The sequence below is a fragment of the Sphingomonas sp. GW821-FHT12D09 genome (assembly GCF_058807215.1).
The window spans coordinates 819,542-840,327 of sequence record NZ_JBXAQL010000001.1 but is presented as its reverse complement, the minus strand read 5'-3'; the positions used below and the strand labels follow the sequence as shown (position 1 = coordinate 840,327).

The 20,786-nt window shown below is 68.0% G+C and carries 17 protein-coding genes; 16 read left to right on the top strand and 1 reads right to left on the bottom strand.

Annotated features, from left to right (window positions below; translation table 11 throughout):
- The 16 genes from AC1RPL_RS03960 to AC1RPL_RS03885 all read left to right on the top strand — a co-directional run bounded on the left by AC1RPL_RS03960 (position 1) and on the right by AC1RPL_RS03885 (position 20,257).
- Positions 1 to 570: a hypothetical protein gene (locus tag AC1RPL_RS03960; protein WP_493067951.1), complete on the top strand. Its 570-nt coding sequence runs from the start codon at positions 1 to 3 to the stop codon at positions 568 to 570.
- Positions 567 to 2,279 carry a peptidoglycan D,D-transpeptidase FtsI family protein gene (locus tag AC1RPL_RS03955; protein WP_493067950.1) on the top strand — a complete coding sequence of 571 codons (1,713 nt, stop codon included), beginning with the start codon at positions 567 to 569 and terminating at the stop codon, positions 2,277 to 2,279. Before AC1RPL_RS03960 ends, AC1RPL_RS03955 begins: the two co-directional genes overlap by 4 nt.
- Positions 2,276 to 3,694: a UDP-N-acetylmuramoyl-L-alanyl-D-glutamate--2,6-diaminopimelate ligase gene (locus tag AC1RPL_RS03950; protein ID WP_493067949.1), complete on the top strand. Its 1,419-nt coding sequence runs from the start codon at positions 2,276 to 2,278 to the stop codon at positions 3,692 to 3,694. The genes AC1RPL_RS03955 and AC1RPL_RS03950 overlap by 4 nt, the downstream gene beginning before the upstream one ends.
- Positions 3,691 to 5,064: a UDP-N-acetylmuramoyl-tripeptide--D-alanyl-D-alanine ligase gene (locus tag AC1RPL_RS03945; protein WP_493067948.1), complete on the top strand. Its 1,374-nt coding sequence runs from the start codon at positions 3,691 to 3,693 to the stop codon at positions 5,062 to 5,064. The genes AC1RPL_RS03950 and AC1RPL_RS03945 overlap by 4 nt, the downstream gene beginning before the upstream one ends.
- A complete protein-coding gene (gene mraY, locus AC1RPL_RS03940) occupies positions 5,064 to 6,134 on the top strand; it encodes a phospho-N-acetylmuramoyl-pentapeptide-transferase (protein ID WP_493067947.1) in 1,071 nt (356 codons plus the stop codon). Before AC1RPL_RS03945 ends, mraY begins: the two co-directional genes overlap by 1 nt.
- Positions 6,131 to 7,420 carry a UDP-N-acetylmuramoyl-L-alanine--D-glutamate ligase gene (gene murD, locus AC1RPL_RS03935; RefSeq protein WP_493067946.1) on the top strand — a complete coding sequence of 430 codons (1,290 nt, stop codon included), beginning with the start codon at positions 6,131 to 6,133 and terminating at the stop codon, positions 7,418 to 7,420. Before mraY ends, murD begins: the two co-directional genes overlap by 4 nt.
- A complete protein-coding gene (locus tag AC1RPL_RS03930) occupies positions 7,417 to 8,646 on the top strand; it encodes an FtsW/RodA/SpoVE family cell cycle protein (protein WP_493067945.1) in 1,230 nt (409 codons plus the stop codon). Before murD ends, AC1RPL_RS03930 begins: the two co-directional genes overlap by 4 nt.
- Entirely contained in the window at positions 8,643 to 9,794 is a 1,152-nt protein-coding gene (murG, locus tag AC1RPL_RS03925) for an undecaprenyldiphospho-muramoylpentapeptide beta-N-acetylglucosaminyltransferase (RefSeq protein WP_493067944.1), read from the top strand. The genes AC1RPL_RS03930 and murG overlap by 4 nt, the downstream gene beginning before the upstream one ends.
- Positions 9,795 to 9,807: 13 nt before the next feature.
- A complete protein-coding gene (gene murC / locus AC1RPL_RS03920; protein WP_493067943.1) occupies positions 9,808 to 11,226 on the top strand; it encodes a UDP-N-acetylmuramate--L-alanine ligase in 1,419 nt (472 codons plus the stop codon).
- A complete protein-coding gene (gene murB, locus AC1RPL_RS03915) occupies positions 11,223 to 12,161 on the top strand; it encodes a UDP-N-acetylmuramate dehydrogenase (protein ID WP_493067942.1) in 939 nt (312 codons plus the stop codon). Before murC ends, murB begins: the two co-directional genes overlap by 4 nt.
- 10 nt (positions 12,162 to 12,171) lie before the next feature.
- On the top strand, positions 12,172 to 13,095 hold the full coding sequence (locus AC1RPL_RS03910; protein ID WP_493067941.1) for a D-alanine--D-alanine ligase: 924 nt from the start codon (positions 12,172 to 12,174) through the stop codon (positions 13,093 to 13,095).
- Positions 13,092 to 13,985, top strand: a complete 894-nt coding sequence (locus AC1RPL_RS03905; RefSeq protein WP_493067940.1) for a cell division protein FtsQ/DivIB — start codon at positions 13,092 to 13,094, stop codon at positions 13,983 to 13,985. The genes AC1RPL_RS03910 and AC1RPL_RS03905 overlap by 4 nt, the downstream gene beginning before the upstream one ends.
- Before the next feature lie 83 nt (positions 13,986 to 14,068).
- Complete coding sequence (gene ftsA / locus AC1RPL_RS03900) at positions 14,069 to 15,328, top strand: cell division protein FtsA (protein WP_493067939.1); 1,260 nt, start codon at positions 14,069 to 14,071, stop codon at positions 15,326 to 15,328.
- A gap of 113 nt (positions 15,329 to 15,441) precedes the next feature.
- The gene (ftsZ, locus tag AC1RPL_RS03895; protein WP_493067938.1) at positions 15,442 to 16,968 is read left to right on the top strand and encodes a cell division protein FtsZ; all 1,527 of its coding nucleotides are present in this window, start codon (positions 15,442 to 15,444) and stop codon (positions 16,966 to 16,968) included.
- Positions 16,969 to 17,058: 90 nt separating this feature from the next.
- Positions 17,059 to 18,954 (top strand): tetratricopeptide repeat protein, encoded by a 1,896-nt coding sequence (locus AC1RPL_RS03890; RefSeq protein ID WP_493067937.1) that lies wholly within the window; start codon positions 17,059 to 17,061, stop codon positions 18,952 to 18,954.
- A 136-nt stretch (positions 18,955 to 19,090) separates the two neighbouring features.
- A complete protein-coding gene (locus tag AC1RPL_RS03885; RefSeq protein ID WP_493067936.1) occupies positions 19,091 to 20,257 on the top strand; it encodes a deoxyguanosinetriphosphate triphosphohydrolase in 1,167 nt (388 codons plus the stop codon).
- Positions 20,258 to 20,386: 129 nt separating this feature from the next.
- Here AC1RPL_RS03885 and AC1RPL_RS03880 read toward each other — a convergent pair whose 3' ends face one another.
- A complete protein-coding gene (locus AC1RPL_RS03880; RefSeq protein ID WP_493067935.1) occupies positions 20,387 to 20,662 on the bottom strand; it encodes a hypothetical protein in 276 nt (91 codons plus the stop codon).
- Between the last annotated feature and the right edge of the window lie 124 nt (positions 20,663 to 20,786).

Below are 20,786 nucleotides of genomic sequence, written 5' to 3'. Positions count from 1 at the left end.
ATGTTGGCCCAGAGCTTCAAGGGATTGGGGTGGTTCCTGTGCGGCGTCGTGGTCGCACCGGCATGCTACATGGTGAATTCGCACGGCGCGTCCGAGCAGACCCGGCTCAACGCGATGAAGGGCGCGATCCTGCAGGCGCAGAAGGATATCCGCAGCCTGGAAACCGAGTTCCAGACGCGCGCCAACCTCGCCCAGATCGAGCGCTGGAACGGCGACGTGCTGGCGCTTGCCGCGCCGGCGCCCGGCCAGTATCTTAGCGGCGAGACGGCGCTGGCCAGCCTCGACCAGCCTGCGCAACTCCAGAACGCTTCGCTGATCGTTCCGACCGGCGCGCCGGTGGCTCAGCCTGCCGCAGCGGTGGCGACGGCATCGGCCCAGCCGGTGCAGGCGGCCCCGGCAGCGGCGACGCCGGTTTCGGGCAAGAGCGTGGCGCAGCAGGACAGGGAGCTTCACGACCTCATGCAAAAGGCTGACAAGCGCGTGGCGATGGTGGACAAGGGCGTGCTCAGCACCTCCACTATCGACGACCTGAAGAAGCTTGCCCAGCGCGAGAAGCTGGCACTCCGTTGATCGTCGTCGTCGCCCCGCCGGCCCGCAAGGGCCGTACGGGCGACGCCCGGCAGGCGCTTGTCGCCACTGCCCAGATACGGCTGATGATCCTGTCGATCCTGTTCGGGTTCGGCATGCTGCTGGTGGTCGGCAAGCTAGCCTTCCTCGCGATCTGGGCCGAGCCGGCGACGGCGCGCGACATCGCAACGACTTTGGTGCCACCGCGCGGCGATATCACCGATCGCAGAGGAGCCCCGCTGGCCCGCTCGATCGACGCCTGGACGATCGCGATCCACCCGAACCAGGTGATCGGGGACAAGGCCGAACTGGCCAAGCAACTCGCCGCGCTGATGCCCGAACAGAGCGCCGAGCGCTATTATGCGATCCTCAAGTCGGGCACCGGCTTCGCCTATCTGAAGCGCAGCGCGATGCCCGAGCTGGTCAGCCAGGTGAACGCGCTCGGCCAGCCGGCGATCGAATTCCAGCGCGAGAACGACCGGCTCTACCCGCAATCCACACTCGCCGCCCATGTGCTCGGCTATATCGATAGCACCGGCCATGGCCGTTACGGCATGGAGCAGGTGCTCGACGCGCAGCTGAGCGACCCTGCCAAGCGCGGCGAGCCGGTGGCGCTCTCGCTCGACCTGCGCGTGCAGGCGGCGCTGGAGAATGAGCTCGGTACGGCGATGACGCAGCTCCAGGCGCGCGGCGCCGCGGGCGTGATCCTCGACGTGCAGACTGGCGAAGTGATCGCGATGACGTCGCTGCCCGCCTTCAATCCCAATCAGATCGACGGCCCGCCGCCGCGCAACAACGTGACGCAGAGCGTCTATGAGCTGGGATCGACCTTCAAGCCGATCGCGGTGGCGGCGGCGATCGATACCGGCACGATCACATCGATGTCGCGCCGCTTCGATGCGACGGTGCCGCTGCAGGTAGGCCGCTTCAAGATCCATGACGATCCGGGCGACGAGCAGTTTCGCTGGCTCAACATCCCCGAGACGCTGATCTATTCCTCGAACATCGCCACCGCGCGCATCGCCGACGAGCTGGGCGCGGCCAAGATGCAGGAAGTCTTCCGCCGTCTCGGCTTCGACAAGAAGCCCGAGATCGAGCTGGGCGCGGCCAGGCCGCTCTGGCCGGCGAGCTGGGGCCGGCTGACGGTGATGACGACGGCGTACGGCCACGGCATCGCAGTGACGCCGCTGCATCTCGCCACCGCCTATGCCGCGCTGGTGAATGGCGGGATCCTGCGTGCAGCGACGCTGCGCAAGGTCGATCCGGCGCATGTGCCCCAGGGCACGCGGGTATTCCAGCAGGCGACCAGCGACCGGATGCGCCAGCTGCTCCGCCTGATCGTGCTCAAGGGCACGGGCCGCAAGGGCGAGGCGATCGGCTACCGCATCGGCGGCAAGACCGGCACCGCGGAGGCGGCTGCGGGCGGTGGTTACGACAAGAGTCGCAACGTTTCGACCTTCGCGGCGGCTTTCCCGATCGACGCGCCGCGCTATGTGATGATCGCAATGCTCGATTCGCCCAAAGCCAACCCCTCGATCGGCGTCTACCGCACGACCGCCGCCTGGACGGTGGCGCCGGTGGTGGCGCGCGTGGTGAGCCGAACCGGCTCGCTGCTCGGCGTGGTGCCCGATGCCAATCGCGATATTGACGAGCGCGAGCTGCTGCCGTTGATCTGGGCCGGCCCGGACGCCGACAAGAAGGATCCCGAATGAAACTCGGCACGCTGACGGGGGGCGGGGAGAGCGCCGTCGTCACCGGATTTGCCATCGACCACCGCAAGGTCGCTCCCGGCACCATCTTCGGCGCTTTCGAAGGCGCGCGGTTCAACGGCGAGGACTTCATTGCCGACGCAGTGAAATCGGGTGCCGTCGCCATCGTCGCGCGGCCCGGCGTGAAGGTCGAGGGTGCAGTCCATATCGCGGACGACAACCCGCGCGAGAAGTTCGCCCGGCTGGCAGCGAAGTTCTTCGCGCCCTTCCCGGCGACCGCGGTGGCGGTCACGGGGACCAACGGCAAGACTTCCACCGTCGAGATGACTCGCCAGCTGTGGCGGATGCGCGGCTTCCATGCCGCTTCGATCGGCACGCTTGGCGTCACCACCGGCAACGACACGGTTTCGACCGGGCTGACCACGCCGGATATCGTGACCTTCCTCTCCAATGTCGCCGGGCTGGCGCGCGAGGGCGTGAGCCATGTCGCGTTCGAGGCTTCGTCGCACGGGCTTTCGCAGTACCGCACCGAAGGGCTGCCGGTGCGGGCGGCGGCGTTCACCAACCTGAGCCGCGACCATCTCGATTATCACGGCGACATGGAAACCTATTTCCACGCCAAGATGCGGCTGTTCGCCGATGTGCTCGACCTGGATGGCGGCACGGCGGTGGTGTGGGCCGACGACCCCAACGCGCTGCGGATCGAGGATCTGGCGCGGCAGCGGGGCAACAAGCTGGTCACCGTTGGCGAGCATGGCAGCACGCTGCGCCTGATCGATCGCGAGCCGACCTTGCTGGGCCAGGGGCTGACGATCGAGAATGACGGCACGACCTACAAGGTCAACCTGCCGCTGATCGGCGCCTACCAGGCCGCCAACGCGCTGGTCGCGGCGGGGCTGGTGGTGGCGACGGGTGGGGACGTTTCTCAGACGTTGAGCGACCTCGGCCGGCTGCAGCCGGTGCGCGGGCGGCTGGAGCGCGCGGTGATCACCAAGGCCGGCGCGCCGGTCTATGTCGATTATGCCCACACGCCCGATGCGCTCGAGGCGGCGATCTCGGCACTCAAGCCGCACACCAAGGGCAGGCTGATCATCGTGTTCGGCGCCGGCGGCGACCGCGACACCGGCAAGCGCGCGCCGATGGGGCAGGCGGCGACGGCCGGCGCGGATGTGGTGATCGTCACCGACGACAATCCACGCTCCGAGGATGCCGCGGCGATCCGCGCCCAAGTGCTCGAAGGCGCGCCGGGTGCGATCGAGATCGGCGGGCGGCGCGAGGCGATCAAGGCGGCGATCGACATGGCCGAGAGCGAGGATATCGTCCTCATTGCCGGCAAGGGTCATGAGCAGGGCCAGATCGTCGGCGACATGGTGCTGCCGTTCGACGATGTCGCGGTGGCGCGGGAGAGCGCGGCGTGAGGCTCTGGACTTCCGACGAGATCGCGCAGGCGACCGGCGGCACGGCTTCCGCGGACTTCGAGGCTTCGGGCGTCGCCTTCGACTCCCGCGAAGTGGGGCAGGGGGACCTGTTCCTGGCGCTCAAGGGCGAGAGCACCGACGGGCACAAGTTCCTCGACCAGACTTTCGCGCAGGGCGCAGCAGGCGCGATCGTCTCCGAACCGACGCCGAATCCGCATGTACGGGTCGCCGACACCACCGCGGCGCTCGATGCGCTGGGCGTGGCGGCGCGGGCGCGGATGCAGGGCAAGGTGATCGGGGTCACCGGCTCGGTCGGCAAGACCGGGACCAAGGAGGCGCTGTTCGCCGCGCTCGATCGCAATTCGCCGGGTGAGGCGCATCGCTCGGTCAAGAGCTACAACAACCATACCGGCGTGCCGCTCAGCCTGGCGCGGATGCCGCGCACCGCCCGCTACGGCGTGTTCGAGATGGGCATGAACCATTCGGGCGAGCTGGCGGCGCTGACGAAACTCGTGCGCCCGCATGTTGCGATCGTCACCACGATCGCGCCCGCGCATATGGGCTTCTTCTCGGGGGAAGAGGCCATTGCGGACGCCAAGGGCGAGATCTTCCAGGGGCTGGAGCCGGGCGGCACTGCAGTTGTGCCCTTCGACAGCCCGCACCGCGAGCGGCTGATCGCCGCGGCCAGGCCGTACGCGGCGAAGATCGTCACGTTCGGCTTGCAGGACGGCGCCGATTACCGTGCGGTCGAACAGATGCGCACGCGCACCGGCGGCACCTTCGTCACGGCGCGCTTCGGCCAGCGCGAGCTGAGCTTCACGCTGTCGCAGCCAGGCGCGCACTGGGTTTCGAATGCGATGGCGATCCTCGCCGCGGTCGATGCGGTGGATGGCGATCTGGAACTGGCCGGGCTGGCGCTCGCCGAATTGGGCGGGATCGCCGGACGCGGCGCGCGGCTGATGGTGCCGGCGGGCAATGGCGAGGCGCTGGTGATCGACGAGAGCTACAACGCCAATCCAGCCTCGATGCGCGCGACGCTCGACGTGCTCGCGCACGAAAAGGGCCGCAAGCTTGCGGTGCTCGGCGAGATGCGCGAGCTGGGCGCGCATTCGGATGCGTTCCATGCCGAATTGTCGGGTCCGATCGAAGCGGCCGGGGTTGATTATGCCATTCTCGTCGGCGAAGCGATGGAACCGCTCGCAGAGGCGCTTGAGGGTCGCGTCGATTTCGTCCATGTGCCCGACGCGGTGACTGCGCTGGGCAGGCTCGATGCCATGCTCCAGCCCGGCGACGCGGTTCTCATAAAAGGGTCGAACGGCGTGCGGCTTGGGTCGGTTGTCGCGGCGTTGGCGGAAAGGGCTCCTGCCTGATGTTGTACTGGATCGCGGAGACTCTGGGCTTTCCCGGCCTCCTCAATCTCTTCCGCTACCTCTCGTTCCGCACCGGCGGTGCGGTGGCGACGGCGCTGCTGATCGGCCTGGTGATCGGTCCTCGCTTCATCGGCTGGCTGCGCGTCCGCCAGGGCAAGGGGCAGCCGATCCGCGATGACGGGCCGCAGAGCCACCTTGCCAAGCGCGGCACGCCGACGATGGGCGGGCTGATGATCCTGACCAGTCTGATGCTGTCGCTGCTGCTGTGGATGGACCTGCGCAACCCCTATGTGTGGGCCTGCATGTTCGTCACCTTCGGCTTCGGGATGATCGGCTTCCTCGACGATTACGACAAGGTGCGGAAGCAGAAGACCGCGGGCGTTTCCGGCAAGGTGCGGCTGATCGGCGAGTTCGCCATCGCGGGCATCGCCGCGGCGATCATCTGCTCGCAGAACGGCACTCAGCTCTATGTGCCCTTCTTCAGCGGCTTCCACCCGGACATCAGCTATTTCTACATTGCCTTCGCCGCCTTCGTGATCGTGGCGTTCGGCAATGCGGTGAATCTCACCGATGGGCTCGACGGGCTTGCGACCATGCCGGTGGTGATCGCAAGCATGGCGTTCATGCTGATCGCCTATCTGGCCGGCAACAAGATCTACGCGACCTATCTGGGCATCCCGCATGTGCCGGGTGCGGGCGACCTGGCGATCTTCTGCGGCGCGATGGTCGGGGCGGGGCTTGCCTTCCTGTGGTTCAATGCGCCGCCGGCTGCGGTGTTCATGGGCGATACCGGCAGCCTTGCGCTGGGCGGCGCGCTCGGCACGATCGCCGTCACGACGCACCACGAGCTGGTGCTCGGCATCATCGGCGGCCTGTTCGTGATGGAAGCGCTGAGCGTCATCATCCAGGTGTTCTTCTTCAAGCGTACCGGCAAGCGCGTCTTCAAGATGGCGCCGATCCACCACCATTTCGAGCAGCTCGGCTGGTCCGAGCCCACCGTCGTCATCCGCTTCTGGATCATCGCCTTCGTACTGGCGCTGGCGGGGCTGGCGACGCTCAAGCTTCGGTGATCACGAGCAGCGCCTGGCGCGGCAGACGCTATGCGGTGCTCGGGCTTGCGCGCTCGGGGCTGGCGACGGTTGGCGCGCTTGTCGCGAGCGGGGCGGAGGTCGTCGCGTGGGACTCGAATGAGGCTGCGCGGACCAAGGCCGAAGGTGCCGAGCTTGCCGATCCCGCCGAAATCGACCTGACCGGTTTCGCAGGCGTCGTCGTCTCGCCGGGCGTGCCGCTCAACACCCATCCGATCGCGCTCAAGGCGGCGACTGCGCATGTCCCCATCATCGGCGACATCGAGCTGTTCGCCGAGGCGCGGGCCGAGATGCCCGCGCACCGCGTCGTCGGCATCACCGGCACCAACGGCAAGTCCACCACCACCGCGCTGATCCACCATATCCTCGAAACCGCCGGCATCCCCGCGCGGCTCGGCGGCAATATTGGGCTGCCGATCCTGGGGCAGGATCCGCTGCCCGAAGGCGGCGTCTATGTGCTCGAATTGTCGAGCTACCAGATCGACCTGACCCACAGCCTCGACTGCGACGTCGCGGTGCTGCTAAACATCACGCCCGACCATCTCGACCGCTATGCAGGGTTCGAGGCCTATGCCGCGTCCAAGGCGCGGCTGTTCGGGATGCAGACGCCCGGCCATGCCGCGGTGATCGGTATCGGCGACGCGCCCTCGGCGGCGATCGCGCGCCAGGTAGCGGTGGATGGCCGCAGCGAGGATTTGACCAAGATCGCCCCGGGCGTGTGCATGGACCAGTCGCGCTGGCCTGCGCTGCAAGGCCCGCACAACGCCCAGAACGCACTCGCCGCGATCGCCGCGTGCGAGGCGCTGGGGATCGACAACGCCGCGATCGACAAGGGGCTGGAAAGCTTCCCCGGCCTGCCGCACCGCATGGAGCGGGTGGCGACGAGGAACGGCGTGCTGTTCGTCAACGACAGCAAGGCGACCAACGCGGATTCCACCGCGCCGGCGCTCTCGGCGTACCCCAGGATCCACTGGATCCTCGGCGGCAAGGCCAAGACCGACGATCTCGACGCCTGCCGGCCCGGCTTTCCGCATGTCGTGAAAGCCTACACGATCGGCGATGCCGGCGAGATGTTCGCCAAGCTGCTCGAAGGCGAGATGCCGGTCGAACGCTCCGGCACGCTCGACGCTGCCGTGCGGAGCGCCGCCGCCCAGGCCCGGCCGGGCGAAGTGGTGCTGCTGTCGCCGGCCTGCGCGTCGTTCGACCAGTTCAAGGATTACGAGGCCCGCGGCCAGGCCTTCCGCGATGCCGTGGAGGCGTTGGGATGAGCGACGCCGTGCCGCAGGAAGCGGTGCCCGAGGCCCGCCGCCGCGGCCAGCCACAACTCGGCCGCGCGAGCAAGACGCGTGCCGGCATGTGGTTCTGGGAAGTCGACCGGGTGCTGCTCACGCTGGCGCTGCTGCTGATCGCGATCGGTCTGGTCGCAGTCGCCGCCGCATCGCCGGCCACCGCGCGCCGCTATTCGGACGCCAGCCACATCATGCCGGCGATGCACTATTTCTGGCGCCAGCTGGTCTGGGTCGGCATCTCCGTGCCCGTGCTGATCACGGTGTCGATGCTGCCGGTGACGCTCGCACGGCGCCTCGCGCTGATCGGGGCGGGGATCTTCCTCGTCTGCCTCGCGCTCGTGCCGATCATCGGCCATGAAGTGAATGGCGCCAAGCGCTGGATCGGTCCGGAATTCGCTGCCTTCCAGCCTTCCGAGTTCCTGAAACCCCTGTTCATCGTCTCCACCGCCTGGATGCTGAGCTTCCGCGCCAAGGATCCGCAGCTGCCGGTGTTGTTCCTCACCGGCGGACTGACCGCTTTGGTCGGCATACTGCTGATGCTCCAGCCCGACTTCGGCCAGACGATCGTGTTCGGCAGCGTGTGGCTGATCCTGCTGATGATCTCGGGCATCTCGCCCATGGCGATCGCCGGGTTGGGCGGAACCGCGGTGGCCGGCGTGGTCGCGGCCTATCTCTTCTACGGCACCGCGCGCACCCGCATCGACAATTTCCTGTTCCCCACCAAGGACGCCGCGCTCGCCGAGCGCTACCAGGTGGAGATGGCGCACGACACGCTGACCGCGGGCGGACTGTTCGGCACCGGCCCCGGCAACGGCCAGATGAAGTTCCGGCTGCCCGAGGGGCATACCGATTATATCTTCTCGGTGATCGGCGAGGAGTTCGGGCTGATCGCCTGCGCGGTGATCGTGACGCTCTATCTCGCCATCGTGATCCGCGTGCTGATGAAGCTGCTCGACGAAGACGACGCCTTCCGCCTGCTCGCCGCGGCCGGGCTTGCCGCGCAGTTCGGCGTGCAATCGCTGATCAACATGGCGGTGAACACCGGCATTGCGCCGTCCAAGGGCATGACACTCCCCTTCATTTCCTATGGCGGATCGTCGATGATCGCGCTGGCGATCGGCTATGGGTTGCTTCTCGCCTTCACGCGGCGAAACCCGTATCTGAAGCGCTCGCCCTATACCGGCCGCTGGAGCACCAACGCATGACTCAGTCCCGAAGCTATGTCCTCGCAGCCGGCGGCACCGGCGGGCACATGGTGCCTGCTGCCGCGCTGGCCGCGGAGCTGGCCGAGCGGGGGCACCACGTCGCCCTGGTGAGCGACGATCGCGGCGTGCGCTTCCCCGGCTTGTTCGAGGGCGTCGAAACACATGTCCTCCCCGCGGGGCGTCTTGGCGGCGGACCGCTCGGCTATATCCGCGCCGCCGGCAAGATCATGGCCGGGCGCTCGATGGCGTTGCGGCTCTACAAGGAAATGCAGCCCTCGGCGGTGATCGGGTTCGGCGGCTATCCGGCGCTGCCGGCACTGCTCGCCGCGTTCCGTGCCGGCGTGCCGACCGTGATCCACGAGCAGAACGCCGTGCTCGGCCGGGTGAACCGCTTCGTCGCGGGCCGGGTCGATGCGATCGCGACCTCGTACGACCAGGTCGACCGTTTGAAGCCGGGCTGGGAAGCCAAGACGCATCTCGTCGGCAATCCGGTACGCGAGGCGGTGCTGGCGCTGCGCAACCGGCCCTATCCGCTGCTCGAGGAGGACGGCATCTTCCGCGTGCTCGTCACCGGCGGCAGCCAGGGCGCGACCGTGCTGAGCCAGGTGGTGCCCGATGGCCTCGCGCTGCTCCCCGTCCATTTCCGCCGCCGCCTGCAGGTGACGCACCAGGCACGGCTCGAGGATATCGAGACGGTGCGCGCCAAGTACCAGAACCACGGCATTCCGGCCGACGTCTCGACCTACATCACCGACATGGCCGATACGCTCGCCTGGTCGCATATCGTGATCGCGCGCGCCGGTGCCTCGACGATCGCGGAGCTGACCGCGGCGGGCCGCCCGGCGATCCTGGTGCCGCTGCCGACAGCGACCGACGATCACCAGACGTCGAACGCACGCGAGATCACTGCAGCGGGCGGGGCGCGGACGATCTCGCAGAAGGGCTTCACCGCAGCGGAGCTCGCCAAGCAGATCCAGAAGCTCGGGCTCGACACGGTCGGGCTGGAGAACGCAGCGGCGCGGGCGCGCAGCGTGGGCCGTCCCAACGCCACGCGCGACCTCGCCGATCTCGTCGAATCGATTCACGCGCCGGAGGCCCCGAGCGGGCTTCGCCGCATCGCAATGCAAGGAAGGCCAGCGTTCGCATGAGGAATTTGGGCGCATGAAGGGCGTCGCAACCGACATCGGCATCATTCACTTCGTCGGTATCGGCGGCATCGGCATGTCGGGTATCGCCGAAGTGATGCACAATCTCGGCTATATCGTGCAGGGCTCCGACGTGGCCGAAGGCTATGTCGTGCAGGGCCTGCGCAGCCGCGGCATTCCGGTGACGATCGGGCATGATGCCGAGAATCTCGGCGATGCCGCGGTGGTGGTGGTCTCCACCGCGATCGTGCGCACCAATCCGGAGGTCGAGGCCGCCTATCAGCGCCGCATCCCCGTGGTGCGCCGCGCCGAGATGCTCGCCGAGCTGATGCGCCTCAAGTCGACCATCGCGGTGGCCGGCACCCACGGCAAGACGACGACGACGTCGATGGTCGCGGCACTGCTCGATGCGGGCGGGGTCGATCCCACCGTGATCAACGGCGGCATCATCAACCAATATGGCTCGAACGCGCGCCTGGGCGACAGCGAGTGGATGGTGGTCGAGGCCGATGAGAGCGACGGCAGCTTCCTGCGCCTCGACGGCACCTATGCCATCGTCACCAATATCGATCCCGAGCATCTCGACCATTACGGCTCTTTCGAGCGGGCGAAGGATGCCTATGTCGAGTTCGTCGAGAACGTGCCCTTCTATGGCGCGGCCTTGCTCTGCCTCGATCATCCCGAAGTGCAGGCGATCATCCCGCGCGTCCGCGACCGTCGGATCGTCACCTATGGCTTTGCCGCCAGCGCCGATGTGCGCGGCGTCAACGTGACGCCGCATCATGGCGGCAACCGCTTCGAAGTGATCATCCGCCACCGCGACGGCACTACGCGCTCGATCGAAGGCATCGAGCTGCCGATGCCCGGCCGCCACAATGTCCAGAACGCGCTCGCCGCGATCGGCGTGGCGCTGGAGCTGGGCATCCCCGACGCGACGATACAGCAGGGCTTCGCCAAGTTCGGGGGCGTGAAGCGCCGCTTCACCAAGGTCGGCGAGACGGACGGCGTCACGATCATCGACGATTATGGCCACCACCCGGTCGAGATCCGCGCCGTCCTCGCCGCCGCGCGCGAGAGCGCCGAGGGCAAGGTGATCGCAGTCGTCCAGCCGCACCGCTTCACACGCCTGAAGAATTTGATGGACGAGTTCGCCCAGGCCTTCAACGACGCCGACATGGTCTATGTGACCCCGGTCTATGCGGCCGGTGAACTGCCGCTCGACGGTGTGAGCTCGGACGCGCTGGTCGAGAATGTCCAGCGGCGCGGGCACCGCGCGGTCGCCTCGGTCGAGAGCGAGGACAGCCTGGCGCGCGCGCTTGCCGGCGTGATCCAGCCCAGGGACATGGTGATCTGCCTCGGCGCCGGCGACATCACGAAATGGGCTGCGAACCTGGCCGGCGCGATCGAGGACGCCCGGGCGGAGGCGACGGCGTGAGCCAAGTCTGCACCGCGCTTCCTCCCTTGCGCGGCTCGGTCGAGCATCAGGGCAGCCTTGCCGACTTCATCTGGTTCCGCACCGGCGGCCCGGCCGAATGGCTGGTGCGGCCCGATGACGTCCAGGGGCTGGCGGCGTTTCTGGCGGCGCTCGACCCGGAGGTGCCGGTGCTGCCGGTGGGGGTAGGGTCCAACTTGATCGTCCGCGACGGTGGCGTGCCCGGCGTGGTGGTGCGGCTGCCCAAGGCGATGGCCAAGGTCTCGATCGAACCCGGCACCAAAGAAGATTCATGGCGCGTACGCGCAGGCGGTGCGGCGATGGGGATCACCGTGGCGAGTGCTGCGCGCGATGCCGGTATTGCGGGGCTGGAGTTCCTGCGCGGCATTCCAGGTACGGTCGGCGGTGCGGTGCGGATGAACGCGGGCGCCTATGGCCGCGACACCAGCGATATTCTGGTCGAAGTCACGCTGGTGACTCGAAACGGGACGATCGAGACCTGGCCGGCGGCCAAACTCGGCTACACCTATCGCCATTCCGAGCTGCCCGAAGGGGCGGTAGTGGTCGAGGCGCTGTTCGAGGGCATCCCCGGCGACAAGGCCGTGATCGGCGCCGAGATGGACCGTATCGCTGCGGAACGTGAGGCTTCCCAACCGCTTAGGTCGCGCACCGGCGGCTCGACCTTCAAGAATCCGCAGGGCCATAGCGCCTGGAGGCTGGTCGATGATGCGGGTTGCCGTGGGCTTCGCCGCGGCGATGCGCAGGTCAGCGAAAAACACTGCAATTTCCTGCTCAATCTGGGCAATGCTAGCTCCGCCGACATCGAAGCGCTGGGCGAGGAAGTCCGCGCCAAGGTGAAGGCGCAGTCGGGTATAGAGCTGGAATGGGAAATCCAGCGTGTCGGCATGCTTGCCGACGACGCAGGCAAGAACGCATAGGGGTGGACAAGTGAAGGCGTTGCACGTTGCCGTATTGATGGGGGGCTGGTCGGCCGAGCGTGAAGTCTCGCTGATGTCCGGCGCGGGCATTGCCGACGCGCTGGAGAGCCTGGGCCACAAGGTGACCCGCATTGACATGGGCCGCGACGTCGCGACGAAGATCGCCGAGACGAAGCCCGACGTCGTGTTCAACGCGCTGCACGGCACCCCCGGCGAGGACGGCACGGTGCAGGGCATGCTCGACCTGATGGGCGTGAAGTACACGCATTCCGGACTGGTCACTTCGGTGATCGCGATCGACAAGCAGCTGACCAAGCAGGCGCTGGTGCCGCACGGCATCCCGATGCCCGGCGGCCGCATGGTGCGCACCGAAGAGCTGTACCAGGCCGATCCGCTGCCGCGGCCCTATGTGCTCAAGCCGGTCAACGAAGGCTCGTCGGTCGGCGTCGCCATCGTCACCGTGGAAGGCAATTACGGCAACCCGATCGCGCCCGACGCCAAGGGTCCGTGGCAGGAGTTCGACGAGCTGCTCGCCGAGCCCTTCATCCGTGGCCGCGAGCTGACCACCGCCGTGCTGGCGGGCGAGGCGCTGGGCGTGACCGAATTGAAGCCCAAGAGTGGCTTCTACGATTATGACGCCAAGTACACCGATGGCCTGACCGAGCATGTCTATCCCGCGCAGGTGCCCGACGCGATCACCGACGCCTGCAAGCGTATCGCGCTCGAGGCGCACAGGCTGCTCGGCTGCAAGGGCACCTCGCGCTCGGATTTCCGCTGGGACGACAGCCAGGGCGTGGAAGGGCTGTTCCTGCTCGAAGTGAACACCCAGCCGGGCATGACGCCGCTCAGCCTGGTGCCCGAGCAAGCCAGGCATCTCGGCATCTCCTATCCGCAGCTCTGCCAGCGGATCGTCGACGAGGCGATTGCCGGATGAGCCGCCAACCCGCCAAGCGGACGGCCACGCGGCGCGGCGCGAAGCCCGCGCCGAAGCGCAAGCAGGTCGCGCGCAAGAAGGGGCCCGGCCTGATGGACCAGGCGCTCGCCGCGCTGCCGTTCAGCCAGGCGACGCTCACCCGTATCGCGACCTGGGGCATCGTCGCGATGTTCTCGGTCGGCCTGCTGACCGTCGCCACCTGGTTCGGCGTGCCGCAGCTGATCGGCGTGGGTGCGGCCCAGGCGGTGGGCGAGGCGGGGCTGCGCGTCGACACGATCCAGATCAACGGGCTCAAGCGGATGGACCGCATGACCGTGTACCAGCAGGTGCTCGACCAGAATGCCCGCGCGATGCCGCTGGTCGATCTGGCCGATGTCCGCGACAAGCTGCTCGCCTATCCCTGGATCAAGGACGCGCGTGTCTCGCGCCGCCTGCCGGACAAGCTGCTGATCGACATCGTCGAGCGCGAGCCAGCGGCGATCTGGCAGAACCATGGCCAGCTGATGCTGATCGACCCCAGCGGCGTGCCGTTGGAGCCGGTCTCGCGTGAGGCGATGCCCGACCTGCCGCTGCTGATCGGCGACGGCGGCAATGCCCAGGAGCCGACACGCCGCGACCTGATGGACTCGGCGCCCGCGCTCAAGCCGCTCGTCCGCGCCGCGACCTGGGTCGGCAATCGCCGCTGGGACATCATCTTCGACACCGGCGAGAAGCTCCAGTTGCCCGAGGGCGACCAGGAAGCGAAGGACGCGCTGCGCAAGTTCGCGGAGAAGGACGGGTCGGCGCGCCTGCTCGGCCGCGGCTATCTGGGGTTCGACATGCGCGACACCGAGAAGCTGGTGGTGCGCAAGCCCGCGGCGCTCGCGGGGCCCGCGCCGACGGGCTTATGATGAAAACCGGAGTTGCGCTCGGGGCAAAAGACTGATTCATAAGGTGAATCGTCGGTTAAGCGTTTTTGGGGTATTAGGGGCACATGGCGAAGGCTGCACCGGAAGGTCTGATCACGGCTTTGGACGTTGGTTCGTCCAAGGTCTCGGCGCTGATCGCGCAGAAGGCGGATGACGGCACGCTGGTCGTGCTCGGCACCGGCCAGCGCGAGAGCCGCGGCGTCAAGCGCGGCTATGTCGCCGACATGCATGCGACCGAGCTGGCGATCCGCGAGGCGGTCGAGCAGGCGGAGCGCATCGCCGGACAGAACATCGAGGACGTCTGGGTGAGCTTCTCCGCGGGCGGCCTGATCTCCGACATCGTCCGCCTGGAATCCGATCTCGGCGGCCACCGTATCGAGCAGAACGATGTCGATGAGCTGCTCAAGGCCGGCCGTGACGCGATCGATCCGCAGGGCAAGATGGTCCTCCACGCGCAGCCGACCCGCTATACGGTGGACGGCCTGGCCGGGGTGCGCCGTCCCCTCGGCCTGCATGCCGAGCGCCTGGGCGTCGACATCCATGTCGTCGCGACCGACGGCGCGCCGGTGCGGAACCTCGATCACTGCGTCCGCTCGGCGCATCTCGAAGTCCGCTCGATCATCGCCGCGCCGGTCGCTACCGGGCTGGCCTGCCTCACCGACGAGGAGCGCGAGCTCGGCGTCGCGCTGGTCGAGATCGGCGCGGGCGTCACCAATGTCAGCGTGTTCGCGCAGGGCGTGCTGTCGGGCCTCGCCTCGATCCCGATGGGCTCGTCCGACATCACCGACGATATCGCCTCGTCCTTCGGCACCGCGCGTGCATGGGCCGAGCGCACCAAGTGCTTCCACGGCTCGGCGAACCTTTCGCCCCGCGACAATCACGAGATGATCGACGTCGTGCCCGCCATCCCCGATGACGGCAGCGAAGGCCCGCGCATCACCAAGGCGCAGCTCAACGCGATCATCCGCAAGCGGCTGGAGCGGCTGATGGGCGAGATCCAGAAGGAGCTGAAGAAGCTCTCGTTCGAGGATCCGGCCGGCCGCCAGATCGTCCTGACCGGCGGCGGCGCCGAGCTGAAGGGCGTGGCGGATTATGCCCAGCAGTTCCTCGGCAGCGCGGTGCGCGTCGGCCGGCCCAAGGGTCTGGTGGCGCTTCCGGAGGCGCATGCGGGGCCGGCCTTCGCCACTTTGGCGGGCCTGGCGCGCTTCGCGGCGTCCGATCCGATCGACCTGCGCGCGCTCGAGCCGAATCACCAGCTGGTCACCAAGGCGAGCCCCGGAGCCCTGATCCAGCGGCTAATCGCGGCGTTCCGGGCTAATTATTAGAAGAAATGCGTTGGTAACTTCGCGTTCCCTCTAGAGTCGCCTCCGGTGATCGTGCAGAACGGGGCCAAATTACGCGCCTGTGACAGCCACGCAGGCGCAGGGAGAACAAGGCGATGAGTATCGATTTCCTTCCGCCCGAAGTGGACGAGCTGACCCCGAAGATCACTGTGGTCGGTGTGGGCGGCGCGGGCGGCAACGCCATCGCGAACATGATACGCGCGGACGTGCAGGGCGTCGACTTCATCGTCGCCAACACCGACGCGCAGGCGCTCAAGCAGTCGAGCGCGGGCCACCGCATCCAGCTCGGCGCCAAGATCACCCAGGGCCTGGGTGCCGGCAGCCGTCCCGAGATCGGCCGCGCCGCGGCCGAAGAGACGATCGACAGCGTCCAGAAGGCACTCGAGGGCGCGCACATGGTGTTCATCGCCGCCGGCATGGGCGGCGGCACCGGCACTGGTGCGGCACCGGTCATCGCCAAGGCGGCGCGTGACATGGGCATCCTCACCGTCGGCGTCGTCACCAAGCCGTTCGCCTTCGAAGGCAAGCGCCGTGCGACTTCGGCCGAAGCGGGCATCGACGAGCTTCAGAAGTATGTCGACACCCTCATCGTTATCCCGAACCAGAACCTCTTCCTGATCGCCAATGCGAACACGACCTTCAAGGAAGCGTTCGAGATGGCCGACGAGGTGCTGCAGCAGGGCGTGCGCGGCATCACCGACCTGATGGTCATGCCGGGCCTCATCAACCTCGACTTCGCCGACGTCCGTTCGGTGATGCAGGAGATGGGCAAGGCGATGATGGGCACCGGCGAGGCCGAGGGCGACGACCGCGCGCTCATCGCCGCGCAGAAGGCGATCGCCAATCCGCTGCTGGACGGCGTGAGCATGAACGGCGCCAAGGGCGTGATCGTCTCGATCACCGGCGGCGAGGACATGCGCCTGCTCGAAGTTGACGAGGCTGCCAACCATATCCGCGAACTGGTCGATCCGGACGCGAACATCATCTGGGGTTCGGCCTTCAATCCGGAGCTCGAGGGCAAGATCCGCGTCTCGGTCGTCGCGACCGGCATCGATGCCGATGCGCAGCCGATGGCCGCACCCCGCGCCGCCGAGCAACCGCGCGTCTTCTCCTTCTCCACGCCGCGCCGCACCACGGCTGCCGAGCCGGCTCCGGCCGCTGCGGCGGAGCCCGAATATGCGGCTGAGCCGGTTGCCGAGGAAGCGCCGCTCTCGCCGCCGGTTCCCGAGGCTTATGAGCCCGAGCCGCTCTCGCCGCCCGTTCCCGAAGCCTATGAGCCCGAGCCGCAGCTCCAGCCCGAGCCGATCCAGGCGAACTGGGTCGATGACGGCAAGGACGAGGACGAGCTGGTGCTCGGTGCCGACAGCCTGGTTCCCGAGGCGCCGACCGCGCCGATCGACGAGCCGGCCCCCGCACCGGCCTCGCGCCGCCGCTGGCTGACCGGCGGCGACGATGAGGACGCAGCGCCGTCGATCCCGGCCGAGAAGCCGGCGAAGAAGAGCGGCGGCACGCTGTTCGAGCGCATGGCGATGGCCTCGCGCGGTGCTGCCAAGGCGGATGAGGAAGCGGACAAGGATCCGCTCGACATTCCGCGCTTCCTGCGCAGCCAGAACAACCAGTAAGCCATTCGTCGCCGGCCGGCCCCGCTTCGGCGAGCCGGCCGGCGCCGTCCATTGGCGGTTCAGCGTAATGATGCGCAGGCTGGCGGGGACATGAACCGGATTCGCTTTATCGGCGTCGCGGCACTGGCTTTGGCCGCTGCCCAGACTGCCCCTGCCTTTGCCCAGGCCGAAGTCGTCGCCCAGGCCAATCCCGATGCGGACCGGCTGGCGAACGACATCCGCATGCTCGCCGGCGATCCGCGCGACGTGCGCACGCTGCTCGATGCAGGGATGACCAGCGCGCGGCTGGGCGACACTTCCGCCGCGCTTGCCTTTTTCCAGCGTGCCGAAACGATCAGCCCGGGCGATCCGCGCATCGCGGCGGGGCGCGGCATGGCGCTCGTGCGGCTGGAGCGGCCGGGCGAGGCGCTCCGCCTGTTCCAGGAAGCAGAGGCGCGCGGCGTCAATCCGCGCGAATATGCCAGCGACCGCGGCTTCGCCTATGATCTGCTCGGCCAGCCGGCGCTCGCCCAGCGCGACTATAAGCTCGCGCTTTCCGCCGGCGAGCGCGACGACGAGACACTGCGCCGCTATGCGCTGTCGCTCGGCATCTCGGGGGATCGCGAGGACGCGATGCGCACGCTCGAGCCGCTGCTGCGCCGTAGCGACCGTGCGTCGTGGCGCGCCCGCGCCTTCATCCTGGCGATGAATGGCGACACGGCGGGCGCAGAGAAGATCGCCTCCTCGATGATGCCGGGTACGATGGGGCAGGCGCTCTCGCCCTTCTTCCGCCGGCTCGCGATCCTGGCACCGGCCGACCGCGCCTTTGCGGTGCATTTCGGCGAGCTCTCGCCGACCCAGGCGCGCCTTGCCGATGCGCGCCTGGCGCCCGAACTCCCACGCTATGTACCGGCGCCGAAGCCAGTCCAGGTCGCCACCGCCCAGCCGCTGCCGCAGCCCGCGCCGGCGGGCAAGGACCGCCGCTCCAGGAAGGAGCGCGAGCGCGACGCCAAGCTCGCCGCCATCGCCGCCGCCCGCCAGCCCGCACCTGCGCCCCAGCCGGCGCCCGACGCCGACCTGCCGCCGCCGCCGCGCTTCGTGCAGCCTGCGCAGGAAATCGTGCAGCCGATCCCGGTGCCCAGGCGTGAAGAGGAGCCGGCGGAAGTGGTAGAGCGCAAGCCGCCGCCTGCGCCGGTACGTGTCGCTGCCGCTCCAGTGCCGGCGCGCGCCGCGCCCACCCCGGCGCCGGCGCCGACCCTGGTGCGTGCCACGCCCACGTTCACGCCAACCTTGACGCCTCCCGCCGTCACGCTCGCTCGGGCCGAGCCGGTCGTGCAGCCGGTGCCGCGGCCCGAGCCGACGCCGCCAGGGCCGGTCAAGGTCGGACAGGAGGATTCGGTGCTGGCGTCGATCGTCGGCAACATCACCATTCCGGCCGACGAGCTCGCCGCCGTCTCGGCGCCGCCGCCCGAGGAGCCGGTCGCCGAGCCGCAGCCCGCGCCGGTGCGCGTCGCCGAGGCCAGGCCGGCACCGGCGCCCAAGCCGAAGCCCGAGCCGGTCGCGGCCAAGCCCGACCCCAAGAAGCCGGACCCCAAGGCCAAGGCTCTGGCCGAGGACCCCAAAAAGGCTGGCAAGCCAGATCCCAAGGCGAAGGCCGAGGATGCCGGGAAGGGCGCCAAGCCCGATCCCAAGGCGAAGAAGCCCGATCCCAAGAAGCCCGATCCGGCCAAGGCCGACCCGTCGCGCATCTGGGTGCAGGTCGCTGGCGGCGCGAATGCGGATTCTCTCGCCAAGGCCTGGAAGGGTGTCGTCGCCAAGGCGCCCGCCGCGATGAAGGGCAGGAGCGCCTGGACCGCGCCGCTACGCGCCACCAACCGCGTGCTCACCGGCCCGTTCAAGACCAGCGCCGAGGCCCAGGCCTTCGTCAACACGCTGGGCAAGGCGGGCGTGTCTGGCTTCGTGTTCACCAGCGAAGCCGGGCAGAAGGTGACGAAGCTGGCACCTTAGACAGGGTGCCGCAAATATCGTCACCCTGAACTTGTTTCAGGGTCCAACTCTCCGCGGGCGATATCGCTGGAGACGCGTTGGATGTTGAAACAAGTTCAGCATGACGAGGAAGGATGAGGCTGATAGGAGCCGCCCGGTGAAAGCAATTGCCTCCTGGGCCTCCACCCCCGAAGCCAGCCGCGGGCGTCTCCATCCCGAGCCCGGCGGCACCGCCCGCGGGCCGCGCGATGCCTTCCAGCGCGACCGCGACCGGATCATCCACTCGATCAGCTTCCGGCGCCTGCGCCACAAGACCCAGGTGTTCATGGCGCCCGATGGCGATCATTTCCGCGTGCGCCTTACCCACAGCCTCGAAGTCGCGCAGATCGGCCGGGCGATCGCGCGCACGTTGGGGCTCAACGAGGACCTGACCGAGGCGCTGTGCCTGGCGCACGATATCGGCCATCCGCCCTTTGGCCATGCCGGCGAGAAAGCGCTGAGCGAGGCGCTGGCGGGGCAGGGCGGGTTCGATCACAACGGCAACACGCTGCGTACCCTGACCGCGATCGAGCGGCCCTATCCGGCCTGGGACGGGCTCAACCTGACCTGGGATACGCTCGAGGGTCTGGCGAAGCACAACGGTCCGATCGTCCAGCCCGAATGGGCGCTGGCCGAGGCCGACCGGCAATTCCCGCTCGAACTGGAGAGCTGGGCGTCGCTCGAGGCGCAGGTCGCCGCGATTGCCGACGACATCGCCTATGACAATCACGATATCGACGATGGCCTGCGCGCCGGGCTGCTCCAGCTCGACCAGCTGTTCGAGGTGCCGATGATCGAGCAGGGCTGGCGCCAGGTCGAGGCAAAATTCCCGGGCTGCGAGCGCCGCCGCCTGATCGGGGAGCTGATCCGCGCCCAGATCGGCGCGATGGTCAACGACCTGATCGACGCCACCCGCGCGCGCATCAAGGAGAGCGGCGTCGAGACGGTGGCGGACGTGCGCGCAGCCGGCCAGGTGCTCGCTCATTTCTCGGCGCCGATGCGCGACGCGGAGCGTGGCCTGAAGCGCTTCATGTACGCCAATCTCTACCACCATCCCAGCCAGCTCGCCGCGGCGGATGCGGCGAGCATTGTGGTGGCCGGCCTGTTCGCGCTCTACCGCGCCGATCCGGCGCAGATGCCGGCCGAATGGGCTGATGCGCTGCCGGCGGCGGAACCCGCCCGCAGCCGCCACATCGCCGATTTCATCGCCGGCATGACCGATCGCTATGCCGTGGCGCGCTACCGCGAACTTGTCGGAAAGATCGACCTGCCCGAAGGTTTCTAGGGCAGAGGCAATCCTTCTTCGTCATGCTGAAACGAGTTCAGGGTGACGGCTGGCGGAAAGGTCCCTCCCCTTACGAGAAAAGGCCGAGGCGTCGCCGCCCCGGCCTCTTCTACCCCTTGCGGGAAATGCTCAGCGCGCTGCGAGCTGCGCCGGCGTCTTTTCCTTGGGTGCGCGGAACGAGACGCGGGTACTGTTGACGTAGCCGTCGACCCAGCCGTTCTTCACGTTCAGGCGGAATTCGCCACCCTGGCTGGTCTTGCCTTCGAGGACCTGTGCCTTGTCCTTGCTGGTCACCGAATAGGTGTAGGTCACGCCTTCATGGGTGAAGGTGCGCTCGCCGGCGATCGCGGCGGTGGCAGTGAAGGTCAGTGCGGCGGCAGCTGCCGTGAAAAGGAATTTCGTCACGATCTTTCTCCTTGTTGGTAAAGAGCCAGATCGGCATCCAAATTGTTCTGTTCTTGCGTCAACTTATGTTGCGATGCAGCAAATCCAGCAACCGCAAAGCGCGGCCTCGGCGAGTGCAGGAAAC

Bases quoted from the DNA above. Each gene is read 5' to 3' on its own strand.
- mraY (WP_493067947.1), top strand. From the start codon at position 5,064: ATGTTGTACTGGATCGCGGAGACTCTGGGCTTTCCCGGCCTCCTCAAT.
- AC1RPL_RS03960 (WP_493067951.1), top strand. From the start codon at position 1: ATGTTGGCCCAGAGCTTCAAGGGATTGGGGTGGTTCCTGTGCGGCGTC.
- ftsZ (WP_493067938.1), top strand. From the start codon at position 15,442: ATGAGTATCGATTTCCTTCCGCCCGAAGTGGACGAGCTGACCCCGAAG.
- ftsA (WP_493067939.1), top strand. From the start codon at position 14,069: ATGGCGAAGGCTGCACCGGAAGGTCTGATCACGGCTTTGGACGTTGGT.
- murC (WP_493067943.1), top strand. From the start codon at position 9,808: ATGAAGGGCGTCGCAACCGACATCGGCATCATTCACTTCGTCGGTATC.
- AC1RPL_RS03950 (WP_493067949.1), top strand. From the start codon at position 2,276: ATGAAACTCGGCACGCTGACGGGGGGCGGGGAGAGCGCCGTCGTCACC.
- murG (WP_493067944.1), top strand. From the start codon at position 8,643: ATGACTCAGTCCCGAAGCTATGTCCTCGCAGCCGGCGGCACCGGCGGG.
- AC1RPL_RS03890 (WP_493067937.1), top strand. From the start codon at position 17,059: ATGAACCGGATTCGCTTTATCGGCGTCGCGGCACTGGCTTTGGCCGCT.
- AC1RPL_RS03930 (WP_493067945.1), top strand. From the start codon at position 7,417: ATGAGCGACGCCGTGCCGCAGGAAGCGGTGCCCGAGGCCCGCCGCCGC.
- AC1RPL_RS03905 (WP_493067940.1), top strand. From the start codon at position 13,092: ATGAGCCGCCAACCCGCCAAGCGGACGGCCACGCGGCGCGGCGCGAAG.